At 68.0% G+C, this 22,397-nt stretch carries 21 protein-coding genes and 1 pseudogene; 14 read left to right on the forward strand and 8 right to left on the reverse strand.

Going from position 1 to position 22,397, the window contains the following annotated elements:
- Window positions 1-9 precede the first annotated feature (9 nt).
- Window positions 10-339, forward strand: coding sequence for a hypothetical protein (locus ACNQVK_RS17200; RefSeq protein WP_211154849.1), 330 nt, complete (start codon window positions 10-12; stop codon window positions 337-339).
- 116 nt (window positions 340-455) lie between these two features.
- Here the strand turns inward: ACNQVK_RS17200 and ACNQVK_RS17205 are convergent, their stop codons facing one another.
- The 4 genes from ACNQVK_RS17205 to ACNQVK_RS17220 are packed head-to-tail and all read right to left on the reverse strand — an operon-like array spanning window position 456 to window position 4,709.
- Window positions 456-2,093, reverse strand: a complete 1,638-nt coding sequence (locus tag ACNQVK_RS17205; RefSeq protein WP_211154848.1) for a cytochrome b — start codon at window positions 2,091-2,093, stop codon at window positions 456-458.
- On the reverse strand, window positions 2,090-3,256 hold the full coding sequence (locus tag ACNQVK_RS17210; protein WP_418030477.1) for a ubiquinol-cytochrome c reductase iron-sulfur subunit: 1,167 nt from the start codon (window positions 3,254-3,256) through the stop codon (window positions 2,090-2,092). Before ACNQVK_RS17210 ends, ACNQVK_RS17205 begins: the two co-directional genes overlap by 4 nt.
- The gene (locus ACNQVK_RS17215) at window positions 3,253-4,086 is read right to left on the reverse strand and encodes a c-type cytochrome (RefSeq protein ID WP_418034190.1); all 834 of its coding nucleotides are present in this window, start codon (window positions 4,084-4,086) and stop codon (window positions 3,253-3,255) included. The genes ACNQVK_RS17210 and ACNQVK_RS17215 overlap by 4 nt, the downstream gene beginning before the upstream one ends.
- Window positions 4,087-4,097: 11 nt before the next feature.
- The gene (locus ACNQVK_RS17220; protein WP_082940089.1) at window positions 4,098-4,709 is read right to left on the reverse strand and encodes a cytochrome c oxidase subunit 3; all 612 of its coding nucleotides are present in this window, start codon (window positions 4,707-4,709) and stop codon (window positions 4,098-4,100) included.
- A gap of 124 nt (window positions 4,710-4,833) precedes the next feature.
- On the opposite strand from ACNQVK_RS17220, the gene trpD reads away from it, so the two are divergent.
- On the forward strand, window positions 4,834-5,928 hold the full coding sequence (gene trpD, locus ACNQVK_RS17225) for an anthranilate phosphoribosyltransferase (RefSeq protein ID WP_084622267.1): 1,095 nt from the start codon (window positions 4,834-4,836) through the stop codon (window positions 5,926-5,928).
- Here trpD and ACNQVK_RS17230 read toward each other — a convergent pair.
- Window positions 5,866-7,695 (reverse strand): annotated as a pseudogene (locus ACNQVK_RS17230) (DEDD exonuclease domain-containing protein); the annotation flags it as partial. The gene trpD and the pseudogene ACNQVK_RS17230 sit on opposite strands and share 63 nt — an antisense overlap.
- 116 nt (window positions 7,696-7,811) lie before the next feature.
- Here ACNQVK_RS17230 and ACNQVK_RS17235 point away from each other — a divergent pair.
- The 4 genes from ACNQVK_RS17235 (at window position 7,812) to pimB (ending at window position 11,435) form a co-directional block, all read left to right on the forward strand.
- Window positions 7,812-8,078, forward strand: a complete 267-nt coding sequence (locus ACNQVK_RS17235; protein ID WP_084622269.1) for a hypothetical protein — start codon at window positions 7,812-7,814, stop codon at window positions 8,076-8,078.
- A gap of 152 nt (window positions 8,079-8,230) precedes the next feature.
- The gene (gene ripC / locus ACNQVK_RS17240) at window positions 8,231-9,367 is read left to right on the forward strand and encodes a peptidoglycan hydrolase RipC (RefSeq protein WP_418030478.1); all 1,137 of its coding nucleotides are present in this window, start codon (window positions 8,231-8,233) and stop codon (window positions 9,365-9,367) included.
- Entirely contained in the window at window positions 9,336-10,241 is a 906-nt protein-coding gene (locus tag ACNQVK_RS17245; protein WP_418030479.1) for a peptidase, read from the forward strand. Before ripC ends, ACNQVK_RS17245 begins: the two co-directional genes overlap by 32 nt.
- 60 nt (window positions 10,242-10,301) lie before the next feature.
- Window positions 10,302-11,435: a GDP-mannose-dependent alpha-(1-6)-phosphatidylinositol monomannoside mannosyltransferase gene (gene pimB, locus ACNQVK_RS17250; RefSeq protein WP_418030480.1), complete on the forward strand. Its 1,134-nt coding sequence runs from the start codon at window positions 10,302-10,304 to the stop codon at window positions 11,433-11,435.
- Window positions 11,436-11,445: 10 nt separating this feature from the next.
- Here pimB and ACNQVK_RS17255 read toward each other — a convergent pair whose 3' ends face one another.
- Window positions 11,446-13,242: an AMP-dependent synthetase/ligase gene (locus ACNQVK_RS17255; RefSeq protein WP_418034191.1), complete on the reverse strand. Its 1,797-nt coding sequence runs from the start codon at window positions 13,240-13,242 to the stop codon at window positions 11,446-11,448.
- A 106-nt stretch (window positions 13,243-13,348) separates the two neighbouring features.
- On the opposite strand from ACNQVK_RS17255, the gene ACNQVK_RS17260 reads away from it, so the two are divergent.
- From ACNQVK_RS17260 to ACNQVK_RS17280, 5 genes are all read left to right on the forward strand, one after another.
- Entirely contained in the window at window positions 13,349-13,738 is a 390-nt protein-coding gene (locus tag ACNQVK_RS17260) for a polyketide cyclase / dehydrase and lipid transport (protein WP_211154842.1), read from the forward strand.
- A gap of 120 nt (window positions 13,739-13,858) precedes the next feature.
- Window positions 13,859-14,296, forward strand: coding sequence for an SRPBCC family protein (locus ACNQVK_RS17265; protein ID WP_409550602.1), 438 nt, complete (start codon window positions 13,859-13,861; stop codon window positions 14,294-14,296).
- On the forward strand, window positions 14,293-15,567 hold the full coding sequence (locus ACNQVK_RS17270; RefSeq protein ID WP_418030481.1) for an ArsA family ATPase: 1,275 nt from the start codon (window positions 14,293-14,295) through the stop codon (window positions 15,565-15,567). The genes ACNQVK_RS17265 and ACNQVK_RS17270 overlap by 4 nt, the downstream gene beginning before the upstream one ends.
- Complete coding sequence (locus ACNQVK_RS17275; RefSeq protein ID WP_418030482.1) at window positions 15,564-15,980, forward strand: hypothetical protein; 417 nt, start codon at window positions 15,564-15,566, stop codon at window positions 15,978-15,980. The genes ACNQVK_RS17270 and ACNQVK_RS17275 overlap by 4 nt, the downstream gene beginning before the upstream one ends.
- 126 nt (window positions 15,981-16,106) lie before the next feature.
- A complete protein-coding gene (locus ACNQVK_RS17280) occupies window positions 16,107-16,850 on the forward strand; it encodes a lysophospholipid acyltransferase family protein (protein ID WP_418030483.1) in 744 nt (247 codons plus the stop codon).
- On the opposite strand, the gene ACNQVK_RS17285 is transcribed toward ACNQVK_RS17280, so the two are convergent.
- Window positions 16,847-18,163 carry a glycosyltransferase 87 family protein gene (locus ACNQVK_RS17285; protein ID WP_418030484.1) on the reverse strand — a complete coding sequence of 439 codons (1,317 nt, stop codon included), beginning with the start codon at window positions 18,161-18,163 and terminating at the stop codon, window positions 16,847-16,849. The two genes, ACNQVK_RS17280 and ACNQVK_RS17285, sit on opposite strands and share 4 nt — an antisense overlap.
- Window positions 18,164-18,246: 83 nt before the next feature.
- Between ACNQVK_RS17285 and ACNQVK_RS17290 the strand changes: the two genes are divergently transcribed.
- From ACNQVK_RS17290 to ACNQVK_RS17300, 3 genes are read left to right on the forward strand one after another with little or no spacing between them, the layout of a single operon-like run.
- The gene (locus tag ACNQVK_RS17290) at window positions 18,247-19,122 is read left to right on the forward strand and encodes a hypothetical protein (protein WP_418030485.1); all 876 of its coding nucleotides are present in this window, start codon (window positions 18,247-18,249) and stop codon (window positions 19,120-19,122) included.
- Window positions 19,122-19,640: a polyadenylate-specific 3'-exoribonuclease AS gene (locus tag ACNQVK_RS17295; protein ID WP_418030486.1), complete on the forward strand. Its 519-nt coding sequence runs from the start codon at window positions 19,122-19,124 to the stop codon at window positions 19,638-19,640. The genes ACNQVK_RS17290 and ACNQVK_RS17295 overlap by 1 nt, the downstream gene beginning before the upstream one ends.
- 33 nt (window positions 19,641-19,673) lie before the next feature.
- Window positions 19,674-21,071 carry a class II 3-deoxy-7-phosphoheptulonate synthase gene (locus tag ACNQVK_RS17300; protein WP_044523683.1) on the forward strand — a complete coding sequence of 466 codons (1,398 nt, stop codon included), beginning with the start codon at window positions 19,674-19,676 and terminating at the stop codon, window positions 21,069-21,071.
- A 24-nt stretch (window positions 21,072-21,095) separates the two neighbouring features.
- Here the strand turns inward: ACNQVK_RS17300 and ACNQVK_RS17305 are convergent, their stop codons facing one another.
- Window positions 21,096-22,361 carry a protein kinase domain-containing protein gene (locus ACNQVK_RS17305; protein ID WP_418030487.1) on the reverse strand — a complete coding sequence of 422 codons (1,266 nt, stop codon included), beginning with the start codon at window positions 22,359-22,361 and terminating at the stop codon, window positions 21,096-21,098.
- Window positions 22,362-22,397 lie beyond the last annotated feature (36 nt).

Below are 22,397 nucleotides of genomic sequence, written 5' to 3' on the forward strand. Positions count from 1 at the left end.
GACATCGACATGAAGATCCGAACCAGGGCATCCGAGCTCCTGTTGGCGACTCTGTGCAGCACGATGCTGGCCTCCGCCTCCCTGGCGGCGGCGCCGTCGGCGATGTCGGCTCCCTGTCCGGGCGGAAGCACCCTGGACCCGACCACCGGTATCTGCTGGTCGGAGAACAGCCCGAGCAACAGTCTGGGCGGTTCGGGCAACATCCCTTGTCTGCCTGGGCGTCTGGGACTGTGCCTCGGCGCTCTGCAGAACACGCCGCTTCCAGGTTCGGCACTGCAGACCACCTATCCGCCCGCCGGACCCGCACCGCGTTCAGGACCTAAGGGCACCTGGCCGTAGCTGTCGTCGTCGCCGCGTCGGGACTCCCATATAAAACAATCGCCGCAACCTCTTTCAAGAGGCTGCGGCGATTGTGTGGGTGCGACGGCGGGCCGTCAGTCAGGCTAGGGGAGTGGTCAGTGGTGACCGTTGGTCTCCCCGTTGCCATTTCGCTCCTGCTGTTCGCGCAGGGCGGTCAGTGCCTTGTGCTCGGAGGCGTGTGCGGCCTCGGTGAGCGCATCGTGCTCGACCGCCGGATCGGCGAACAGGAAGCTGCCGGTGCCCGGCGAGCCGGCCGATCCGAGCTTGTTCATCCGTTTCGGCAGAGCAGCACCCTGGTACTCCAGCGGGATCGGGTGGCCGTGGTCGTCGACCGGTCCCAGCGGCTGGTGCAGCTCGACGTAGGCACCGTGCGGCAGGCGCTTGATGATGCCGGTCTCGATGCCGTGCTCCAGCACCGCACGGTCGCTGCGCTGCAACGAGATTGCCCACCGGTAAGCGATGAAGTACACGATGCCCGGCAGCACCACCATGCCGATACGGCCGATCCACGTGGTCGCGTTCAGCGAGATGTGGAACTTGAGCGCGATGATGTCGTTCATCGCGGCCAGGGTCAGCACCATGTAGAACGCGATCGCCATGGAACCGATCGCGGTACGCACCGGAACGTCACGCGGACGCTGCAGCAGGTTGTGGTGCGCGTCGTCGCCGGTCACCTTCCGCTCGATGAACGGGTAGGCGATCAGCAGGCCGAAGACACCGCCCATGATCAACGCGACCCAGACCACCGCGGGGATGGTGTGGCCGAAGGGGTAGAACTCCCAGGCCGGCCAGATACGCGCCAGGCCTTCGGTCCACATCATGTAGAAGTCGGGCTGGCTACCCGCCGAGATCTGAGACGGCTTGTAGGGGCCCAGGTTCCAGATCGGGTTGATCGTCAGCAGGCCGCCCATGAGGCCGAGCACGCCGGTGATCATCGCGAAGAACGCACCCGACTTCACCGCGAACACCGGCATGACGCGCACGCCGACCACGTTGTGCTCGGTGCGGCCGGGGCCGGGGAACTGGGTGTGCTTCTGGAACCACACCAGCGCCATGTGCGCGCCGATGAGGGCCAGGATGATGCCCGGGATCAGCAGGATGTGCAGCGCGTACAGGCGCGGGATCAGGATCTCGCCGGGGAAGTCCCCGCCGAACAGCGCCCAGTGCAGCCAGGTTCCGATGATCGGCATGCCCAGGGTGATCGAGGACAGCGCGGCACGCAGACCGATACCGGACAGCAGATCGTCGGGCAGCGAGTAGCCGAAGTAACCCTCGAACATCGCCAGGATGAGCAGCAGCGAGCCGATCACCCAGTTGGCCTCACGCGGGCGGCGGAACGCACCGGTGAAGAAGATGCGCGCCATGTGCACCATGATCGACGCGGCGAACATCAGTGCGGCCCAGTGGTGGATCTGGCGGACGAACAGTCCGCCGCGGACCTCGAAGCTGATGTCGAGTGCGGACTCGTAGGCCCGCGACATCTGCACACCGCGAAGCGGCTGGTACACACCGTCGTAGGTGACGTGTGCCATCGACGGATCGAAGAACAACGTCAGCCAGACACCGGTGATCAGCAGCACGATGAAGCTGTACAGCGCGATCTCACCCAGCAGGAAGGACCAGTGGGTGGGGAACACCTTGTTCAGCTGGCGGCGTACCGCGGCCGAGGGGTGGTAACGGGAATCGATCGCATCGCCTTGTGCCGCTGCGATCTTGGCAAGGTCAGGGCTCATGATTTGCGCTCCCAGAATGCCGGTCCGACGGGCTCGACGAAGTCGCCGTTGGCGACCAGGTAGCCGTCTTTGTCAATAGTGATCGGCAGCTGCGCCAACGCGCGCGCAGCCGGACCGAATATGGGCTTTGCGAAGTGCAACGCGTCGAACTGCGACTGGTGGCACGGGCAAAGAATGCGGTAGGTCTGCTGCTCGTACAGAGACGAGGGGCAACCCAGGTGCGAGCAGACCTTGGTGTAGGCGAACAGCTCACCAAAGTTGAAGCTCTCCTGGCCCTTCCGCTTGACCACGCGGGACATGTCGGCCGGCTTGATGCGGATCAACATGACCGGGTTGCGGACACCCATCGAGATCTCGGTCAGGTGGTGCTCGGACTCGACCGTGGTCCCGTCGCCGTCAGACTCGCGCCAGGGGAAGACGGTTTCCATGCCACCGGCATCGAGATCCTCGGGCCGCATCTTGACGAACGGAGAGGAGCCGGGACGCCCGGTCGCGCGGGCCAGGTAGATGGTCTCGCCGTGGAACCGGGGCGTCCAGCCCGAGGTCCACAACACGGCCTTCTTGCCTTCCGCGGTGGGCACCACGGGCTTCCACGGGTTCTTGATCAACCCGCCGATGAAGGCCACCAGGGTGCCGGCTCCGAACGCGCCGAGGCCGATGCCCAGCGACAAGCCGATCAGCTTGCGGCGCTTGACGGTCGAGCCCTCGAGGGCGTCGGTCAGGTTGGCCGCGATGGTCTTGCGGGCCACCTCGGGGGAACGTCCGTCGTGACGGTCCTGGACCGAGATCTCCTCGGGGATGAACTTCTTCTGGAACAGCACCGCGCCGATGCCGATCGCCAGGATCGACAGGCCGAAGGTGAGGCCGTAGAGCGGGGTGGCCAGGGAGTAGAGGAACTCGCCCTCCGAACCGAAGGGCTGGTACTCCCACGGCCAGAACAGGAAGACCAGCAGCAGCGCCAGGCCCGAAAGCCCGCCGAGCAGAAGCCAGTACGCGACCAGCCGCTCGGTGCGCTTCTCGGCCTTGGTGCCGGGGACCGGCCAGCGCGGCTCCTTGAAGATGGTCTCGACGCCGTCGATCTTGCCGCCGAGTTCGACGAGATCCTCACGCGACATCGAGGCGAGCTCGGCGTCGCTCGGAATCTTCGGGGTGTTGTCGGTCATGCTCGTGCCCCGATCCACATTGCCACGCCGATAGCGGCGACCATTCCGATAATCCACATCGCCATGCCCTCGGGAGCGGGGCCGAAGCCGCCGAGCCCGTAGCCGCCGTAGCTGGGAGTCTCAGCCGATTCGCGGACGTAGGCGACGATGTCGCGCTTCTCTTCCGGCGAGAGCTGCCGGTCGGAGAACTTGGGCATGTTCTGCGGGCCGGTCTGCATCGCGGTGTAGATCTGGGCCGGCTTGGTGTCACCGAGGTCGGGCGCGTACTTACCGGAGGACAGCGCGCCGCCCTTGCCGGTGAAGTTGTGGCAGGACGCGCAGTTCAGCCGGAACAGGTCCGCGCCACGGGCCACGTCGGACCCGATCAGCGATTCCTGGGCCACGGCGCCGTTCTCGTCACGGATCACCGTCGGGCCGCCACCGTTGGCCTGAACGAACGCACCGAGGGCGTCGATCTGGTTCTCGTCGAAGTGCTCGGGCTTGGACGGGGCCTGGGCCTCACCGCGCATCGCGGGCATACGACCGGTCGACACCTGGAAGTACACCGCGGCCTCGCCGGTGCCGATCAGGCTGGGCCCGCGGTCGGGCACACCCTGCAGGTTGGCGCCGTGGCACGAGACGCACGACGTGTCGAACAGCTGCTTACCCGTGCGCAGCAGCGCCGACTGCGATTCGTCGGCGACCGCGACCTGCGGTGTGGGCGTCAGCGTGGCGGCAACGCCACCTGCGACTGACAGGCCGACCAACAGCAGGAGACCTGCTGACAGTCGTCGGCGAAGTCGTCGGCGCGACTTGCTGGTCATCGAACCCCTTCTCATCGAGTCGATCATCGGCCGGCCGATCATCGGACAAAGTAGATGGTGGCGAACAGCGCAATCCAGACGATGTCGACGAAGTGCCAGTAGTACGAGACGACGATCGCCGCGGTGGCCTGCGCGGGCGTGAACTTACTCATCTTGGTGCGGGCCAGCAGCAAGATGAACGCAACAAGTCCGCCGATCACGTGCAGGCCGTGGAAACCGGTCGCCAGATAGAAGACCGATCCGTAGGCACTGCCCGGGATGGTGGTGCCGTGCTCGACCAGGTGGATGTACTCGTATCCCTGGCCCAGTACGAAGAACAGACCCATCAGGAACGTGATCACATACCACCGGCGCAGCCCGAACACGTCGCCGCGCTCAGCGGCGAACACGCCCATCTGGCAGGTGAAGGATGACGCGATCAGAACCAGCGTCACCGGAACAGCAAGGGCCAAATTGAGTTCGGTCGGCTCGGGCGGCCAGTTGCCGCCGGCTTGCGCGCGCGCCGTGAAATACATCGCGAAGAGTCCAGCAAAGAACATGAGTTCACTGGAAAGCCACACGATGGTGCCGACACTGACCATGTTCGGCCGGTTCAGCGAATGAACGCGCGACGTGATTGCCGTTCCCGAGGTACCTACAGCGCTCGTCACATCCGCAAGTATGACGCTTTGTAGTTGTCGAACTCCACCCGGGTCGAGCAATTGGTCGGATTCGTGTCGCGTTGGGTTCCCCTCGCCCCAGAGTCGAGTCCCGCCCGGGCGATAGCATTCTGCGGTGGCTCCTGCATCTTCTCCGCTTTCCCCATCCGCGTCCGGCTCTGTGGCCGCGCCGTCGTGGCCGCTCATTCTCGGGCGCCTGACCACGGAGCAGAGCCTGCCCAACGGCTATGCGGGATGGGCCATGGACCAGATCATGACCGGGGTGGCGACCCCGGCTCAGATCGCCGGCTTCGCGGTGGCGATGAAGATGAAGCGGCCGACCTCGGCAGAGGTCGGGGAGTTGGCCGACATCATGCTGTCGCACGCCCGCCGGGTGCCGACCGATCAGATCGGTCACGAGACCGTCGACATCGTCGGTACCGGCGGCGACGGGGCCAACACGGTGAACCTGTCGACCATGGCGGCCATCGTGGTGGCCGCCTGCGGTGTCCCGGTGATCAAGCACGGCAACCGGGCGGCGTCCTCGCTGTCGGGCGGTGCCGACACCCTGGAGGCCCTCGGGGTACGGATCGACCTCGGCCCTGACGAAGTGGCCCGCAGTGTCGCCGAGATCGGCATCGGGTTCGCCTTCGCGCCCCAGTTCCACCCGTCGTATCGGCACGCCTCGGTGGTGCGCCGGGAGATCGGCGTTCCGACCGTCTTCAATCTGCTTGGACCGCTGACCAATCCGGCCGCGCCCCGGGCCGGGCTGATCGGCTGCGCATTCGACGACCTGGCCGAGGTGATGGCCGGGGTGTACGCGGCCCGCGGCTCCAGTGTCCTGGTGGTGCACGGCGACGACGGCCTCGACGAGCTGACCACAACGACGACGAGCACCATCTGGCGCGTGCAGGCGGGCACGGTGGACCGGCTGAAGTTCGATCCCGCTGCGTTCGGATTCAAGCGTGCCGACATCAGTGAGTTGGTCGGCGGTGACGCCACCGCCAACGCCGCCGAGGCACGCGCGGTGCTGGGCGGGGCCAAGGGGCCGGTGCGGGACGCGGTGGTGCTCAACGCGGCAGGCGCGATGGTCGCCCATGCCGGGCTAGCCAGCGACGCCAAGTGGGTGCCGGCGTGGGAGGCCGGTCTGGCGCGGGCCACCGAGGCCATCGACTCGGGTGCGGCCGAACAGCTGCTCGCGCGTTGGGTGCGGTTCAGCCTCCAGTTCTGAGTTCTGCTGCTGGGCCGCGGCCAGCCGGGCCGAGCGGGCGGTGGCGGCCCACTGTGCATAGCGGCCCGCCGCCCCGATCGGCGTCGTGTAGCCGGCGTCCCCGTCCGAGCCGTCGGTGCGCACGATGCGCACTCCCGGTGCGGCCAGCCAGCGGGCGATGAGCGCCGTCTCCTCCACCAGCGCGCCGCCCAAAGGCGTTGCGGTGGGCAGGATTACCTGTGCGGCCGCGCAGATCGCGTCGACCACCGGCATCGGCGGCACGCCGCGCTTGGCGGTGCCCGCCCCGGCCAGCTGGCCGTGGCGGATCACCGCGAAATGCCAGCCGCCGCTGCCGTCCCCGCGTGCGGCCACGAGTTCGGGCAGATCGGCCAGCGCGCGCAACCGCTGCCCTCGCCACAGCGCCTCGATGGCCACCGCGGCGTGATCGCGCATCCTGGCGGCGGTCTCGTATCGCCGGGCTACCGCCAGTTCGCCGATATGGGCCAATGCCGCCGCCAGGCCGGTGTGGTCGGTGCCGTCGATCAGCGCGGTGGCACGCGCCACGGCGGCCGCGTACGGCCGGGCCCCGACATCCTGCGGGGCCGGGCACGGGGACAGTTCCACCTCGGGGCAGCGGTGGATGGCGGCCGCGCCGAAGCGGGCGGTGCACGTGCGCACCCCGGTGAACCGGGCCAGCAGGATGGCGGACTGTACGGCGTCGGCCCGGGCCGAGAACGGACCGAAAGAGGTGCGGTGCCCGGGGTTTCGCACCACCGACAACCTCGGGAAGGCCTCGTCGGTGATGGCGACCCACCACCATCGCTGCGGGGACTTGGACCGCCGGTTGTACGGCGGCGCGTGGGCCGCGAGCAGTCGCAGCTCACGCACCCCGGCCTCCAGGTCGTGGGCGCATTCGACATGGTCGACGACGCGCGCCAGCGAGGCCATCTCCTTCATCCGCGCTCGGGGGTCGGCCCCGGTGAAGTACTGGCGGACCCGCCGCCGCAGATCGACCGCGGTGCCGACGTAGAGCACCTCGTCGGAGGGGCCGCGGAACAGGTAGACGCCGGGCCGGTTCGGCAGCCGGTCGGCCAGTGAGCGGTTGCGCCGCTGGGCCGGCGTGACGTCGGGCAGGTAGTTCTTGAGATCTGCGAAGGTGTGGATGCCCTGGTTGCCGACCCGCTCGATCAGGCCGTGCAGGACGTCCACGGTGGCGCGGGCGTCGTCGAGGGCGCGGTGCGTGGGTGTGGTGGATGCACCGAACAGCCGGGCGAGTGCGGACAGCTTCACGCTGGGCGCCTCGTCCCGGGTCAGCACGCGGCGGGCGAGTTTCACCGTGCACAGCACCGGCGGCCGGGGCCATCCGAGTTCGGCCCGCTGCGCGGCCGCGCGCAGAAACCCGATGTCGAACCCGGCGTTGTGGGCGACCAGCACCGCGCCGCGCGAGAATTCGAGGAACGCGGGCAGGACGCTGTCGATCTTCGGCGCGTCGCGCACCATCGCCGTGGTGATGCCGGTGAGTTCGACGATCTGCGGAGGGATGGCACGGCCGGGGTCGACGAGGGTGGCCAGCTCGCCGAGTACCTCGCCGCCGCGAATCTTGACCGCGCCGATCTCGGTGATGGCGTCGTAGCCGTCGCCCGGCGCCTTCGCGGTGGCCCGGCCCCCGGTGGTCTCCAGGTCCACCACCACGAACGTGGTGTCGGCCAGCGAGACGGCGTCCAGGGCCCCGTCCTGTGCGCCGAAGCCGAAGGCCAGCTGCTCGGCGTCGATGTTGCGCTGGCCCATGGCGATGACGGTAGGTACCGGCACCGACAACCTGGGGTCGCCACGCCCGGGCTCGCCGGGTCTTGTCGGTACGCGGCGATACGGTGCGCGCAACACCGATCGAAAGGACGGTCAAGATGAGCGGAGCGTGGCGGGACAACTGGTCCTACGCCGACGAACCCTGCCCCGACGAGCCGGATACCGGCAGCGTGACCATCGACTGCGACGATTGCGCGGTACGTGGGCCCGGGTGTCAGGACTGCGTCGTGAGTGTGTTGCTCGGAGTCCCGGAAACTTTGCTGGACGACGAGCGTCAGGCGTTGGAAGTGCTCGCTGACGTGGGCCTTGCTCCGCGATTGCGACTCGTGCCTATTCACCGGAACGGCAGATCTGGAGTCGCCTGACGACACGCGTCGCTTCGTGCACAGGAAAATATTCCGGGTGGGCTGTTAAATTTGCACCTTCTGTTGGACAAGCCCGATGCCGTTTCGTAACCTATCTGAGACCTAAGAGCAGTTCGAGGCGGCTCGCCATCGCCAGTTGTGAGGACAAAAACTTGAGGCACGAGCGCGCGCACCGGCCCACAAGTCGTGTCAAGCGACCCATTGCAGGTGCAATAGCGGGCTTGATCTTGATACCAGGGTTCCTGGCAGCGAGTTCGCAGGCCGATCCCAGTGACGATGCGCTGGCAAAGCTCAATGAGCTGTCCCGTCAGGCCGAGCAGACCACCGAAGCGATGCACTCCGCCCAGCTGGACCTGAACAACAAACTTGCCGCACAGGAGAGTGCGGAAAAGAAGCATGCCGACGACACCGCGGCGGTCGATGACGCCAAGTCGCAGCTGGCAATCTTTCAGACTTCGGTCAACAAGGTAGCTGCCGCCCAGTACATGGGGGGTCGCACCTCCGGTGTGGATGCGATCCTGACGGCCGGCTCACCCCAGCAGCTGATCGAGCAACTCGCGGTGCAGCGGGTGATGGCGACCGAGATGTCGGCGCAGATGAAGAGCTTCCGTTCGGTGGGCGAAAAGGCCGCATTGGCCGAGAAGGAGTCGGCGAAATCGGCCGACGACGCCAAGACCGCCGCAGAGCAGGCCGCCGCAGTGCGCGCCGACCTGCAATCCAAGCAAAGCCAGCTCCAGGTGCAGATCGCGATCGTCAAGTCGCAGTACCAGGCGCTGACCCCGGCCCAGCGGGAAGCGATGACGGCCCTGCCGCCGACCCCGCCGGTGCCCGCGCCCGAGGCGTTGCCGCCGGCGCAGGATCCCGCCATTTTGGCTGACCCGCCGAACGGGATTCCGCCCGGCGACGTCGCCCCGCCGGAGGGCGCACTCCCGGATGGGGGCGGTGGCCATTCCGGCACCGTCATCCAGGCGGCACTGAGCCGGATCGGCTCGCCGTACTCCTGGGGCGCTGCCGGTCCCAGCTCCTTCGACTGCTCCGGCCTGGTGATGTGGGCGTTCCAGCACGCCGGCATCTCGCTGCCGCACTCGAGCCAGGCCATGGCCCGCGGCGGTCAGCCGGTCTCGGCTGACTCGATGCAGCCGGGTGACGTGGTGACGTACTACTCCGACGCCTCCCACGTGGGTATCTACATCGGCGACGGGATGATGGTGCACGCGTCGACCTACGGCACCCCGGTTCGGGTCGCCCCGGTCAACAATGCGCCGATCTACAACGTCCGTCGCTACTGAGAAGTCCGTCGGTATCGAGCGCCCCGACAGCGGGGCGGGTTTCACCCTGACGCCCAACCGGCGTCTGCTGGTGGCGGTACTCCTGGTCGAGCTGGCGCTGGCAGCGACGCTGTTGTGGAGATCCTCGCCGGTCCCACCTCCGGCCCTGCCTCCGGCCGCGTCGTCGAACATCACCGGCGTACCTGCCGTCCCGCAACCCGACCCGGTCACCGTGCTGGCGCTGCCCGACGGGCGCACCGCCCGGCTACTGGCCCTGGGCGGACCGCAGTCGCAGGCCCTGCTGAGCCGCCTCGGCCCCGAACTCGGTGAGGCGGCCGCCACGGTGACCGCATTCTGGGGTCCGGACTGGCCGCGAGACATCGAGATCGCGGTCGCGGGGTCCGATCAACAGTTCCGGGTGCTGGCCGGCGGAGCCCCCGACATCGCCGCGACCACCACCGCGCAACGGATCATGTTCGCCCCCGGCGCCGCCGACATGAGCCCGGCCGCGTTGCGAATTGTGTTGCGCCACGAGCTGTTCCACTACGCCGCCCGCTCGGCGACCGCGGCCGACGCACCGCGCTGGCTGACCGAGGGCGTGGCCGACTACGTCGGCCGGCCGCCCACCGTGGCACCCGCGCGGGCCGCGGAGCTGGCCCAGCTGCCCACCGATGCGGACCTCGACACACCCGGTGCCGCCCGCAGCCTGGCCTACGACCGGGCGTGGTGGTTCAGCCGCTACGTGGCCGACGCCTACGGGGTTCCGAAGCTGCGTGAGCTGTACCTGCGCGCCTGCGGGGCCGGTCACCCGGATGTGGCCACCGCGGTGCGGGAGACGCTGGGCGCCGATCTCGACGCAGTGGTTGCCGGTTGGCGTCACTGGCTGACCGGATAGCCTGTCGCCGATGGGGAGCACACGGAGCGCAGCCGGATCGCGCATGGACAGTCGGCCGCGATGACGCGGGTTTTGTTGGTCACCAACGACTTTCCACCGCGTCGCGGCGGTATCCAGTCGTACCTGGAGGCGTTCGTCGGCCAGTTGGTGCGGGACGGCTCGCACGAGCTCACGGTGTACGCGCCGAAATGGAAGGGCAGCGCGGACTACGACGCTGCCGCCGGGTACCGCGTGGTGCGGCATCCGACTTCGCTGATGGTGCCCGAGCCGACCGTGGCGACCCGCATGCAGCGGTTGATCGCTGAGAACGACATCGAGACGGTGTGGTTCGGGGCGGCCGCGCCGCTGGCACTGCTGGGCCCGCTGGCCCGGCGAGCCGGTGCCAGGCGAGTGGTGGCGAGCACTCATGGACACGAGGTCGGCTGGTCGATGCTGCCGGTGGCGCGCAGCGCATTGCGCCGCATCGGAGACGACGCCGACGTCGTGACGTTCATCAGCCGCTATACCCGCGACAGGTTCGCCTCGGCTTTCGGTCCTCGCGCGGCGCTGGAGCATCTGCCGCCGGGCGTCGACACCGACCGTTTCGTACCCGATCCGGTGGCCCGGGCCGAGTTGCGCGCCCGCTACGGGCTGGGGCAGCGCCCGGTGGTGGTGTGCCTGTCCCGGCTGGTGCCGCGTAAGGGGCAGGACATGCTCATCCGTGCCTGGCCCGCCATCCGGCGCCGCGTCCCCGATGCGGCGTTGGTCATCGTCGGCGGGGGACCGTATCTACAGCGCCTGCAACAACTCGCGCAGACGCACGATGTGGCCGCCGACGTCACCTTCACCGGTGCGGTGCCCGCGGCGGAACTGCCCGCCCACCATGCGATGGCCGACGTGTTCGCCATGCCGTGCCGAACCCGAGGGGCGGGTCTGGACGTCGAGGGACTCGGCATCGTCTACCTGGAGGCCTCGGCCTGCGGCGTTCCGGTGATCGCCGGAACCTCTGGCGGTGCACCGGAAACCGTGCTCGACGGCCAGACCGGCACCGTGGTGGACGGCACCGATGTGGCGGCGGTGGCGACGGCCGTGGGCGACGTGCTGGCCGATCCGGCTCGCGCCGCCGCGATGGGGGTGGCGGGACGCCACTGGGCAGTCGACAACTGGCAGTGGCGCTCGCAGGGCGCCCGGCTGACCGGGCTGCTCTCGGGCTGAGCCCGCGGGATCAGCCGTAGAGCGCGGCGATGTCGGTGGCGAACTTCTCGGCCACCACCTTGCGCTTGACCTTCAGGGTCGGGGTCAGTTCACCGGTGTCCTCGGTGAAATCGACGGGCAGGATCCGGAACTTGCGGATCGACTCGGCATGCGACACCGCCTGATTGGCCTCCTTGACCGCCAGGTCGATCTCGGCCAGCAGGTCCGGGTCGTCGGACAGGTCGCCGACCGAGGCGCCGGCGTCCTTCCCGTTGCGCTGCTTCCACCCGGGGAACGCCTCCGGGTCGATGGTGATGAGCGCGGCGATGAACGGCTGCTGGTCACCCACGGCCATGGCCTGGCTGATCAGCGGGTGGGCCCGCAGCCGGTCTTCGAGCAGCGCGGGTGCGACGTTCTTGCCGCCCGCGGTGACGATGATTTCCTTCTTGCGCCCGACGATGGTCAGGAAGCCGTCGTCGTCGATGGCACCCAGATCGCCGGTGTGGAACCAGCCGTCGGTGAACACCGCGTTGGTCTCGGACTCGTTGCCCCAGTAGCCGCTGAACACCACGCCGCCCTTGACCAGCAGCTCGCCGTCCTCGGCGATACGCATGCTGTTGCCGGGCATCAGCTTTCCGACGGAGCCGACCTTGAGGTCGTTGACCCGGTTCACGGTGATGGCCGCGCTGGTCTCGGTGAGGCCGTAGCCCTCGTAGATGCTCAGCCCCACACCGCGATAGAAGTGACCCAGCCGCGCGCCCAGCGGTGCGCCGCCGGAGATCGCCGCCCGGCATTCGCCGCCGAGGGCCGCCCGCAGCTTGCCGTAGACCAGCTTGTCGAACAGGGCGTGCTTGGCGCGCAGCAGCAGGCCGGCGCCACCGGTGTCCTGGGCTTTACTCCACTCGATCGCGGTGTCGGCGGCGATCGAGAAGATCTTGCCCTTGCCGTCGTTGCGGGCGTTCTGCTCGGCGGTGTTGTAGACCTTCTCGAACACGCGGGGCACGGAGACGACGAGCGTCGGCTTGAACACGCCGAAGGTCGGAACCAGGTTCTTGATGTCGCTGGTGAAGCCGAGGGTGACCTTGTTGGTGAAGGCCGCGATGGTGATGGCCCGGGCCAGCACGTGGGCCAGCGGCAGGAACACCAGCATCCGTTCACCCGGTGCCAGTTCCGTGGGGAAGCACGCCTTGGCCCCCCGGATCTCGTAGAGCAGGTTCGAGTGGGTCAGCTGGCAGCCCTTGGGCTGACCGGTGGTTCCCGAGGTGTAGATCAGGGTGGCCGGGTCGGCCGACCGGATTCCGGCCAGGCGCTTGTCGAGTTCGGCGGTGTCGGTCGACTTGCCGGCTTCGGCCATGGCCTCCAGCGCGGGCGTGCCGGTGCCGTCGATCCGCAGCACCTTGCGCAACTCGGGCAGCTGGCCGCGGAGCTGTTCCACGGTCTGTGCGTGCCCGTCGGTCTCGGCGAAGATGATGCGCGCCGCGGAGTTGTCGAGGACGAACCGCACCTGTTCGGCAGAGGAGGTCTCGTAGATCGGCACGGTCACCGCGCCGACCGACAGGATCGCGAAGTCGATGATCGGCCACTCGTAGCGGGTGGCCGAAAGGATCGCCACGCGATCACCGGGCTGGATTCCCTCGGCGATCAGGCCAAGGGCGACCGAACGAATCTGGTCGGCCGCTTCGGCGCAGGTCACGTCGGTCCAGGCGCCGTCGACCAGGCGGCGGAAGATGACGTGGTCGGGGCTGTCCGCCGCGTGCGCGGATACCGAGCTGACGATGCTGTCGTGCTCGTCGACGGCAAATGACGCGGGCACGCTGTACTCCCGCATGAACTCAGGCACGATCTTGCCCTCCAGGCTTGTGGTACCGGCTTTGCGGGTCAGCCTAGTCGGCCCCGGTATGCAGGCGATCACGCATATGTGAAGCTAGTCCGCGATGAACAGCATTCAGATCGCCGACGAGACGTTCGTCTGCGCCGATCCGGTCGCCGTGGGCGCCGCGGTCGCCGATCCCGCCAGCTGGCGGCGGTGGTGGCCCGACCTGGTGCTCAAGGTCGTCGAGGACCGCGCCGACAAGGGCCACCGCTGGAATGTGACCGGTGCGTTGACCGGCACGATGGAGGTCTGGCTGGAGGCGGTGATGGACGGCGTGGTGCTGCACTACTTCCTGCACGCCGAACCGTCCGGCGCCACGGCCAAGCAGCTGGCCGAGATGGATCTGGCAAAGATGAACCACGAACGCCGGGTGGCGGGCAAGGCGATGGCCTTCGGCATCAAGCAGCGGTTGGAGTCGGCTCGCCCGGTCGGGGTGTCCCGACTGGCCTGAGGTCTGGCGTGTTTGACCGGGTCTATCTGCGGGAGGGTAGATTTCTCGGCGAGAGCCAGGGCACCCCCGCGGGGCGGGGGAAGTAGGGGACCCCCGCGTGCGGGGAGATAGGGCGATGCGGTGGCCGACAAAACGACACAGACCATCTACATCGACGCCGATCCGGTGACGGTGATGGACGTCATCGCCGATATCGCCTCGTATCCGCAGTGGGTCGCCGAATACAAGGAAGCCGAGGTCCTCGAGACCGACGCGCAGGGCAATCCCAAGACCGCCAGGCTGGTGCTCGACGCCGCGGTGCTCAAGGACACGATGGTGCTGACCTACGTGTGGCCCGCGGATCGCACTTCGGTGACCTGGTCGCTGGTGTCCAGTTCGCTGCTGCGGTCGCTGGAGGGGGCATACCGCTTGGCGCCCAAGGGATCCGGCACGGAAGTCACCTATGAATTGTCGGTCGACCTCATCATCCCGATGATCGGGCTGCTCAAGCGCAAGGCGGAGCGCAGGCTCACCGACACCGCGCTCAAGGACCTGAAGAAACGAGCAGAGGCTGAGTGACTTCGCCGGATGGGAGCGCACGGACTCCTGCGCGGATCAGCCTGTTCGTCGGCAAGGGCGGAGTAGGTAAGTCGACGCTGGCGACAGCCACCGCGGTTCGCGACGCCGCGTCCGGCCGTCGGGTGCTGATCGTGTCCACCGATCAGGCCCATTCCACGGGCGACGTCCTCGGGATCACGCTCGCTCCCACGGGTCAGCGGGCCCCCACGCGGGTGCTCAGCGATCTGGACACCGGACTGACCGACGCGGGCGGTGTCCTGGACGCGCTCGCGCTCGACACCCTGGCCCTGCTCGGCGCGCGCTGGGTGGAGACGGCCGGCCCGCTGGCGGCTCGTTTCCCCGAGTCCGACCTGGGAGATGTTGCCCCCGAAGAACTTTCGGCGCTACCGGGAATCCAGGAAGTGCTGGGGCTGCACGAGGTGGGCGAGCTCGCAGAATCCGGGCGATGGGATCACGTGGTGGTGGACTGCGCCTCGACCGCCGATGCCCTGCGGATGCTGACGCTTCCGGAGACCTTCGGCCTGTACCTGGAGCGGGCCTGGCCTCGGCACCGCCGGCTGTCGGGCTCCCCGGATGCGGTGAGTGCGGCGATCGTCGCCCTGATCGAACGCGTGGACTCCGGCATCCGCCGGCTTTCGACCTTGCTCACCGACGGGTCTCGGGTGAGTGCGCATCTGGTGCTCACCCCCGAGCGGGTGGTGGCGGCCGAAGCCTCGCGGACCTTGGGATCGCTTGCCCTGATGGGTGTCGAGGTTGCCGAGATCATCGTCAATCAGATTTTGGTGCAGGATGATTCGTTCGAGTACCAGAATCTTCCGGCGCACCCGGCGTTCGACTGGTACACCGAGCGGATCGCCGAGCAGCAGACGGTGCTCGACGAGCTCGATGCCACGATCGGTGATGTGCAGCTGGTGCTCGTGCCGCACGTGCCGGGGGAGCCGATCGGCGCCAAGGCGCTGGGGGAGTTGATCGACAGTGCGCGACGGCGTGACGGGTCACCGCCTCCGGGTCCGCTGCGTCCCATCGTCGACCGGGAGTCGGGGTCTGGACTCGAAGCTGTGTACCGATTGCGGCTAGAGTTGCCGCAGATCGATTCGGCCGGCCTCACGCTCGGTCGCGTCGATGACGACTTGATCATCGGCGTCGCGGGAATGCGGCGCCGGGTGCGGTTGGCCTCTGTCCTGCGTCGGTGCATCGTGACAGACGCGCAATTGCGGGGTAGCGAGCTGACGGTACGTTTTCGTCCGAATCCGGAGGTGTGGCCGGCATGACGGGGTCTCATCCCGAGCTGGGTTCGGAGCTGCGGCAATTGGCGCAGGACATTCTGGACCGGCTGGATCCGGCGGTGCGGTTGGCAGCGGCCAATCTCGCGGCGTCGGCCGGCGACAGCCCGGGCAAGTGCCAGCAGGTGTGGTGCCCGGTGTGCGCACTGGCCGCGGTGGTCAACGGTGAGCAACATCCGCTGCTGTCGGTGATCGCCGAGCACAGTGTGGCCCTGCTGACGGTCATCCGCGCGGTCTTGGACGATGGCCGAGCCGATGGATCCGGAAGTGGTGGGGATAGCGGTCCCGACGGAGATAGCCCGCCGCCTGACGGTGGGCCGGATGCGCCGCCGCCCGACGATTACCCGCCCCCGCCTCCTCCCGGTCGCTACCAGCACATCCCGGTCACCTTCGAAGACTGAGCAGATTGAGCGATTTGCTGTAGGGCTGAGACTCAGCAGGCATCCAGGGCTTGCTGTGGTAGCCACAACATGGCCTGGGTACAGTTGTCGCAGAGCATTGCGCGGTGCGCACAAGGTGGAGGGTCCATGTGGTATTGGCTGTTCAAGTACGTCCTGTTGGGCCCCGTGCTGGCCGTCCTCGGCCGGCCCAAAATCACTGGGCTGGAACATGTTCCGACCGACGGACCGGCGATCCTGGCCAGTAATCACCTGGCGGTGATGGACAGTTTCTACCTGCCGCTGGTGGTCAGCCGCCGCATCACCTTCCTGGCCAAACAGGAGTACTTCACCGGTACCGGGATCAAGGGCCGGTTCCTGGCCTGGTTCTACACCGTCGTCGGCCAGGTGCCGATCGACCGCACCGACGCCGATTCGGCGCAGGCGGCTCTGATCACCGCCAAGCGCATCCTGGGCGAGGGCAAGCTGCTCGGCATGTACCCCGAGGGCACCCGCTCACCGGACGGCCGCCTCTACAAGGGCAAGACCGGGTTGGCCAGGCTGGCCCTGGAGACCGGTGTGCCGGTGATCCCGGTGGCCATGGTCGGCACCGACGTCGTCAACCCGCCGGGGTCGAAGGGGCTGCGGTTCGGCCGGGTCGAGGTCAGGTTCGGCAAGCCCATGGACTTCAGCCGGTTCGACGGTCTGGCCGGTAACCGCTTCATCGAGCGCGCGGTGATCGACGAGGTGATGTACGACCTGATGGATCTGTCTGGCCAGGAGTACGTCGACATCTACGCGGCCGCGATCAAAGAAAGCGCGCAGCAGACCAATGGCCAGCCGGTCGACGCGAGCAAGCCCGCTTCCCGGCTGCCGCACGCCGCAGCGGGTTAGGACGTTTCGCCGCCGCTGAGCGGCACCAGTGGGGTGGCGGTCACCGCGGTCGTCTTGGCGGCCCGGGAGGTCGACACGGCGCCGATGACGACGATGACGGCCAGCGCCCACCACAGGTAGGAATCGCCGGCCAGCTGCCGCACCACCGACGCCGCGGTCTCGTGATGCGGGGTCAACAGTGCGATCGGCGTCCACACCATCAAGGCCAGGCCGACCACCGTCACCAGGGCCAGATACAGCGACGACGCCATATGCGTCTGGCGCATCCGGTAGGCGAGCACACCGGTCACCAACAGGGTGGGTAGCGACCAGACCCAGTGATGCGACCACGACACCGGCGAGACCACCAGGCCGAACATCGCCACACAGATCAGTGCGACCACAGGGCCCTCATCGGCTCCGGAGCGCAGGGCCCGTCGCGCCGCCCAGACCGTCAGGGCCAGCACCGCGAAGCAGAGGGCCACCCACAACAGGAACCGCGGCCCCTCGGACAGGCCGAGCCGGGCCAGCGTGCCCGCGATGTTCTGGTTGGTGTTGAGCGTGGCCGTCCCGATCCGGTCGGTGTTGCGCACCGTCTCGGTCCAGTACTCGATCGAGTCGGTCCAGGCCAGCACGAATCCGGCGATGGTCGCCACCACTGCGGCCGCGGCGGTCCGCAGCAGGGTGTGGACGTCGCGGCGCAGCAGGAAGTACAGGAGGAAGACCGCGGGAGTGAGCTTGAGGGCGATCGCCAGGCCCAGCAGCACACCGCGTGGCCACGGCGTCCGGCGCGGTACGCAATCGGCGACCACCAGCGTCATCAGCACCACGTTGATCTGGCCGAACTCGAAGTTCGACCGGATCGGCTCCAGCCAGAAGACCGCAGGCACCACCAGCGCGGTCGCCAGCCAGCAGCGGCGCAGCCAAGCCGGCTCCGAGGTGATCGTGGTCTCCGGCCAGACGTTCAGCCGGGTGAGCACGATGACGATCGAGACGACCAGGAGCGCCAGCGTGGTGGCGGTGATCGCCACACTTGCCGCGGGCAACGACAGCCAGGCGAACGGCGCGAACATGATCGCCGCCAGCGGGGGATAGGTGAACGGCAGGTCGAGGCCGCCCTGGGTGTGGAAAATCGCGCCGTCGGCGTACAGCGGCTGGTTGTCCAACCAGGCCCGTCCGCCCATCCGGTACACGTCGATGTCGATGCGATAGGGCACGTGGCCCAGTAGCCGCCAGCCGACCAGGATCAACCCGGCCACTGTGAGCAACTGAAAAAGCCGCCACCCGATCGTCGGTGCCCAACCAGCCCCGCCGGGCGACTGCCGCTTACTCATGTCCTCAACAGACTATCGGGGGCATCCCCGTGTGGGCGCATCCGCACTCGCGACGCGCGCAGGTCGGCGTAAGTTCTCTGTGCGTGCACGTGACCGTTCACCTCGATTTCCTCACGCGCGATCGCCTGCCGCTGCTGTGCTGCCTGGTGGCGTTCATCCTCACCTTCTTCGTGACCCGCATCGTGGTGCGTTACATCCGCAGGAACGCCGGCAGCGAACGACCGCCCAGGTGGTGGCAGCCCCGCAACATGGGCCACGGTTCGGTGCACATCCACCACATGGTGATCGGCGTGGTGTTGGTGATGGTGTCGGGGGTGACGATGGTGACGCTCGCGGTCAACGGCGGGGTACCGGAGTTCACCGCGGCCGCGGTGTTCTTCGGCATCGGCGCGGCCCTGGTACTCGATGAGTTCGCGCTGATCCTGCATCTGTCGGATGTGTACTGGGCCGAGGACGGCCGCACCTCGGTGGATGCGGTGTTCGCCGCGGTGGCGGTGGCGGGGCTGCTGATCCTGGGTTTCAACCCGCTGTCATTCTTTGATATCGGTATCTGGCGCGCGGACCAGTCCCTGGCCATGCGCGCATTCGTGGTCGCGGTGGCGGTGCTGACCCTGGCGCTGGCGGTGGTCGTCCTGCTCAAAGGCAAGGTGTGGACTGGATTGGTGGGCATGTTCATAACCCCGTTGTTGTTCGCCGGGGCGGTGCGGCTGTCGCGGCCGCATGCGCCGTGGGCGCGCTGGCGCTACACCAGCCGCCCCCGCAAGATGCACCGTGCGCTGGAACGGGAGCGCTGGCTGCGCCGCCCCGTCGTGCAGGCCAAGCTGTGGTTGCAGGATGCGATCACCGGGATGCCGAAGATCCCTGACGACGCCGCTGTCGACGCGCAGCTCGACCGGGAGATCCATGCGGCCCCGGCCCCGATCACATCGCAGGCCACGAAGACGGAGCAGATCGCCTGATGCGCTACTTCTACGACACCGAGTTCATCGACGACGGTCGCACCATCGAGCTGATCTCGATCGGTGTGGCCGCCGAGGACGGCCGCGAGTACTACGCGATCTCGACTGAGTTCAATCCGGACCGGGCGGGTCGGTGGGTGCGCAAGCACGTGCTGCCCAAACTGCCGTCCCCGTCCTCGCAGTTGTGGCGATCGCGCCGGCAGATCCGGGCGGAGCTGGAGGACTTCTTCGACATCGACGGCGACGAGCCGATCGAGTTGTGGGCCTGGGTCGGCGCTTATGACCATGTGGTGCTGTGCCAGCTGTGGGGCCCGATGACCGATCTGCCTCCGGCGATGCCGCGGTTCACCCGTGAGCTGCGCCAGTTCTGGGAGGAGCGCGGATCGCCGCGGATGCCCGCCCGGCCGACCGAAGCGCACGATGCGCTCGTCGACGCGCGGCACAACCTGCACCGGTTCCAGCTGATGACGGGTGTGGACCTCACACCCACGCGAGATCGCGGCATAACACAGCCCTGAAAACCGCCGTTCACCGGCGGCTACCATGAACGGGTGAACTGGACCGTCGACATCCCCATCGACCAGCTGCCGCCACTTCCTCCGCTGACCGACGAGCTGCGTCAACGGCTCGATGCGGCGCTGGCCAAGCCGGCCGTCCAGCAACCCAGCTGGGACCCCGAGGCGGCCAAGGCCATGCGCACCGTGCTGGAGAGCGTGCCGCCGGTCACTGTGCCCTCGGAAATCGAGAAGCTGAAAGGCTTGCTGTCCGACGTCGCGCAGGGCAAGGCATTCCTGCTGCAGGGCGGTGACTGCGCCGAGACCTTCGTCGACAACACCGAGCCGCACATCCGGGCGAACATCCGCACCCTGCTGCAGATGGCCGTGGTGCTGACCTACGGCGCCAGCATGCCGGTGGTCAAGGTGGCGCGGATCGCGGGCCAGTACGCCAAGCCGCGGTCGTCGGATCTCGACGCGCTGGGCCTGAGGTCCTACCGCGGTGACATGGTCAACGGCTTCGCTCCGGACGCCTCGGTCCGCGAGCACGATCCGTCGCGGCTGGTGCGCGCCTACGCCAACGCCAGCGCCGCGATGAACCTGGTCCGCGCACTGACCTCGTCCGGGTTGGCGTCGCTGCACCTGGTGCACGACTGGAACCGTGAGTTCGTCCGGACCTCGCCCGCGGGCGCCCGCTACGAGGCGCTGGCCGGGGAGATCGACCGGGGCCTGAAGTTCATGTCCGCGTGTGGGGTGGCCGATCGCAATCTGCAGACCGCCGAGATCTTCGCCAGCCACGAGGCGCTGGTGATCGACTACGAGCGCGCGATGCTGCGGCTGTCCGACCCGGCCGAGAACCCGGACGGACCGGCCAAGCTGTACGACCAGTCGGCGCACTACCTGTGGATCGGCGAACGGACGCGTCAGCTCGACGGCGCCCACGTGGCGCTGGCCGAGGTGATCGCCAACCCGATCGGCATCAAGCTGGGGCCGACGACGACGCCGGAACTCGCCGTCGAGTACGTCGAGCGGCTGGATCCCAACAACGAGCCGGGCCGGCTGACGCTCGTGACGCGGATGGGCAACAACAAGGTCCGCGACCTGCTGCCGCCGATCATCGAGAAGGTCCAGGCGACGGGCCATCAGGTGATCTGGCAGTGCGACCCCATGCACGGCAACACCCACGAATCCTCGACCGGGTACAAGACCCGTCACTTCGATCGCATCGTCGACGAGGTGCAGGGGTTCTTCGAGGTGCATCACGCGCTGGGCACCCACCCCGGCGGCATCCACGTCGAGATCACCGGCGAGAACGTCACCGAGTGTCTCGGTGGGGCGCAGGACATCTCCGATGACGACCTGGCCGGCCGTTACGAGACCGCGTGCGATCCGCGGCTCAACACCCAGCAGAGCCTGGAGCTGGCGTTCCTCGTCGCCGAGATGCTGCGCAGCTAGCGCGATTTCGGTCGGATCGGCCGGCTAGAACAGCGTGCCGACGTTGCTGCCGAGCGTCCAGGCCGCGGCGGCGACCAGGCCGGTCAACGTGAGTACCGCGATCACCCAGAATGCCAGCACCCGTTTGGCGCGCTGGCGGGCCCAGTAGAACTCGCTCAGCTCGATGCCGGCGAATTGGCCTGCGCCGAGGGAGTGTTCAGCGGGATCGGCCGGGGCCGGTGCCCAGTCGTGCTGGTCCCGGGTGATCTCGCGAGTGGGTTGGCGCGGCGCAGGCGCCACCGGGGGTGCGGCCGGCGGGGAGGCCGGTGCGGCCGTCACGACGGTGGTGGCCTCGACGCGGCCACCGTCTGGTTCCTCGAGATCATGCACGCGGGTGGCGGCCAGGTGCTGCGCTGAATACTGCGGTGCGGGCACCCGGAACGCGGGCAGGCCGAGGTCGTCGACGATGTGGAGCAGTTCGGCCCGCATGTCGTTGGCGTCGGCGAATCGCTGCCCGGCGTCGCGTGCGGTGGCCCGGCGCACGAACCGGTCGAATTGCGCTGGTACCCCTGCGATTACCGCACTGGGCGCCGGCACATCATTGTCCATGCGCTGGTAGGCCACGGTGAGTGCGGAGTCGCCGGTGAACGGAGTGGCGCCGGTGAGCAGTTCGTAGGTGAGGATGCCGACCGCGTACACATCGCTGCGTGGGTCGGCATCACCGGTGCTGACCTGCTCGGGGGACAGGTAGGCGGCGGTGCCCAGGATCACGCTGGTCGAGGTGATCTTGGCCTCGGCGACGGCGCGGACCAGACCGAAGTCGGCGATCTTGACCTCGCCGTCGTCGGAGATCAGCACGTTCTCGGGCTTGATGTCGCGGTGCACCAGCCCGGCCCGGTGGGCCACCGCGAGCCCGCCGAGCACCGGTGCCAGGACGGCAGCGACCGCGTGCGGGGGCATCGGGCCGCGTTCGGCCAGCAGTTCGCGAAGCGTCCCGCCCTCGATCAGTTCCATCACCAGGAACGGCGGCTGGCCACCAGGGCTCCCACCGCCCTGGTCGTAGACCGCCACCAACCCAGGATCCTTCAACCGGGCCACGGCCTTGGCCTCGCGGCCGAACCTGGTCAGGAAATGGCTGTCACCGCTGTAGCGGGAGTCCATCACCTTGAGCGCCACGGGTCGGTCCAGGCGGATGTCGAGGCCGCGGTAGACGGTGGACATGCCACCGGTGGCGATGGGCGTGTCCACGCGATAGCGCCCGTCGAGCATGGTGCCGACGAGTGGATCCGATTGCTGCTCCACCGGACACATGTTACGAGTTGCGGCGGTGGCCCTAGAATCAGTGCG

The sequence above is a fragment of the Mycobacterium sp. 134 genome (assembly GCF_048282715.1).
GTDB lineage: Bacteria > Actinomycetota > Actinomycetes > Mycobacteriales > Mycobacteriaceae > Mycobacterium > Mycobacterium septicum.

What these genes read in the sequence shown, in the direction of transcription:
- ACNQVK_RS17200 (WP_211154849.1), top strand. Translation starts at nt 10, where the DNA reads ATGAAGATCCGAACCAGGGCATCCGAGCTCCTGTTGGCGACTCTGTGC.
- ACNQVK_RS17205 (WP_211154848.1), bottom strand. Translation starts at nt 2,093, where the DNA reads ATGAGCCCTGACCTTGCCAAGATCGCAGCGGCACAAGGCGATGCGATC.
- ACNQVK_RS17210 (WP_418030477.1), bottom strand. Translation starts at nt 3,256, where the DNA reads ATGACCGACAACACCCCGAAGATTCCGAGCGACGCCGAGCTCGCCTCG.
- ACNQVK_RS17215 (WP_418034190.1), bottom strand. Translation starts at nt 4,086, where the DNA reads ATGATCGACTCGATGAGAAGGGGTTCGATGACCAGCAAGTCGCGCCGA.
- ACNQVK_RS17235 (WP_084622269.1), top strand. Translation starts at nt 7,812, where the DNA reads ATGAGCGGAGCGTGGCGGGACAACTGGTCCTACGCCGACGAACCCTGC.
- ACNQVK_RS17245 (WP_418030479.1), top strand. Translation starts at nt 9,336, where the DNA reads ATGCGCCGATCTACAACGTCCGTCGCTACTGAGAAGTCCGTCGGTATC.
- pimB (WP_418030480.1), top strand. Translation starts at nt 10,302, where the DNA reads ATGACGCGGGTTTTGTTGGTCACCAACGACTTTCCACCGCGTCGCGGC.
- ACNQVK_RS17255 (WP_418034191.1), bottom strand. Translation starts at nt 13,242, where the DNA reads ATGCGGGAGTACAGCGTGCCCGCGTCATTTGCCGTCGACGAGCACGAC.
- ACNQVK_RS17260 (WP_211154842.1), top strand. Translation starts at nt 13,349, where the DNA reads ATGAACAGCATTCAGATCGCCGACGAGACGTTCGTCTGCGCCGATCCG.
- ACNQVK_RS17275 (WP_418030482.1), top strand. Translation starts at nt 15,564, where the DNA reads ATGACGGGGTCTCATCCCGAGCTGGGTTCGGAGCTGCGGCAATTGGCG.
- ACNQVK_RS17280 (WP_418030483.1), top strand. Translation starts at nt 16,107, where the DNA reads ATGTGGTATTGGCTGTTCAAGTACGTCCTGTTGGGCCCCGTGCTGGCC.
- ACNQVK_RS17285 (WP_418030484.1), bottom strand. Translation starts at nt 18,163, where the DNA reads ATGAGTAAGCGGCAGTCGCCCGGCGGGGCTGGTTGGGCACCGACGATC.
- ACNQVK_RS17295 (WP_418030486.1), top strand. Translation starts at nt 19,122, where the DNA reads ATGCGCTACTTCTACGACACCGAGTTCATCGACGACGGTCGCACCATC.
- ACNQVK_RS17305 (WP_418030487.1), bottom strand. Translation starts at nt 22,361, where the DNA reads ATGTGTCCGGTGGAGCAGCAATCGGATCCACTCGTCGGCACCATGCTC.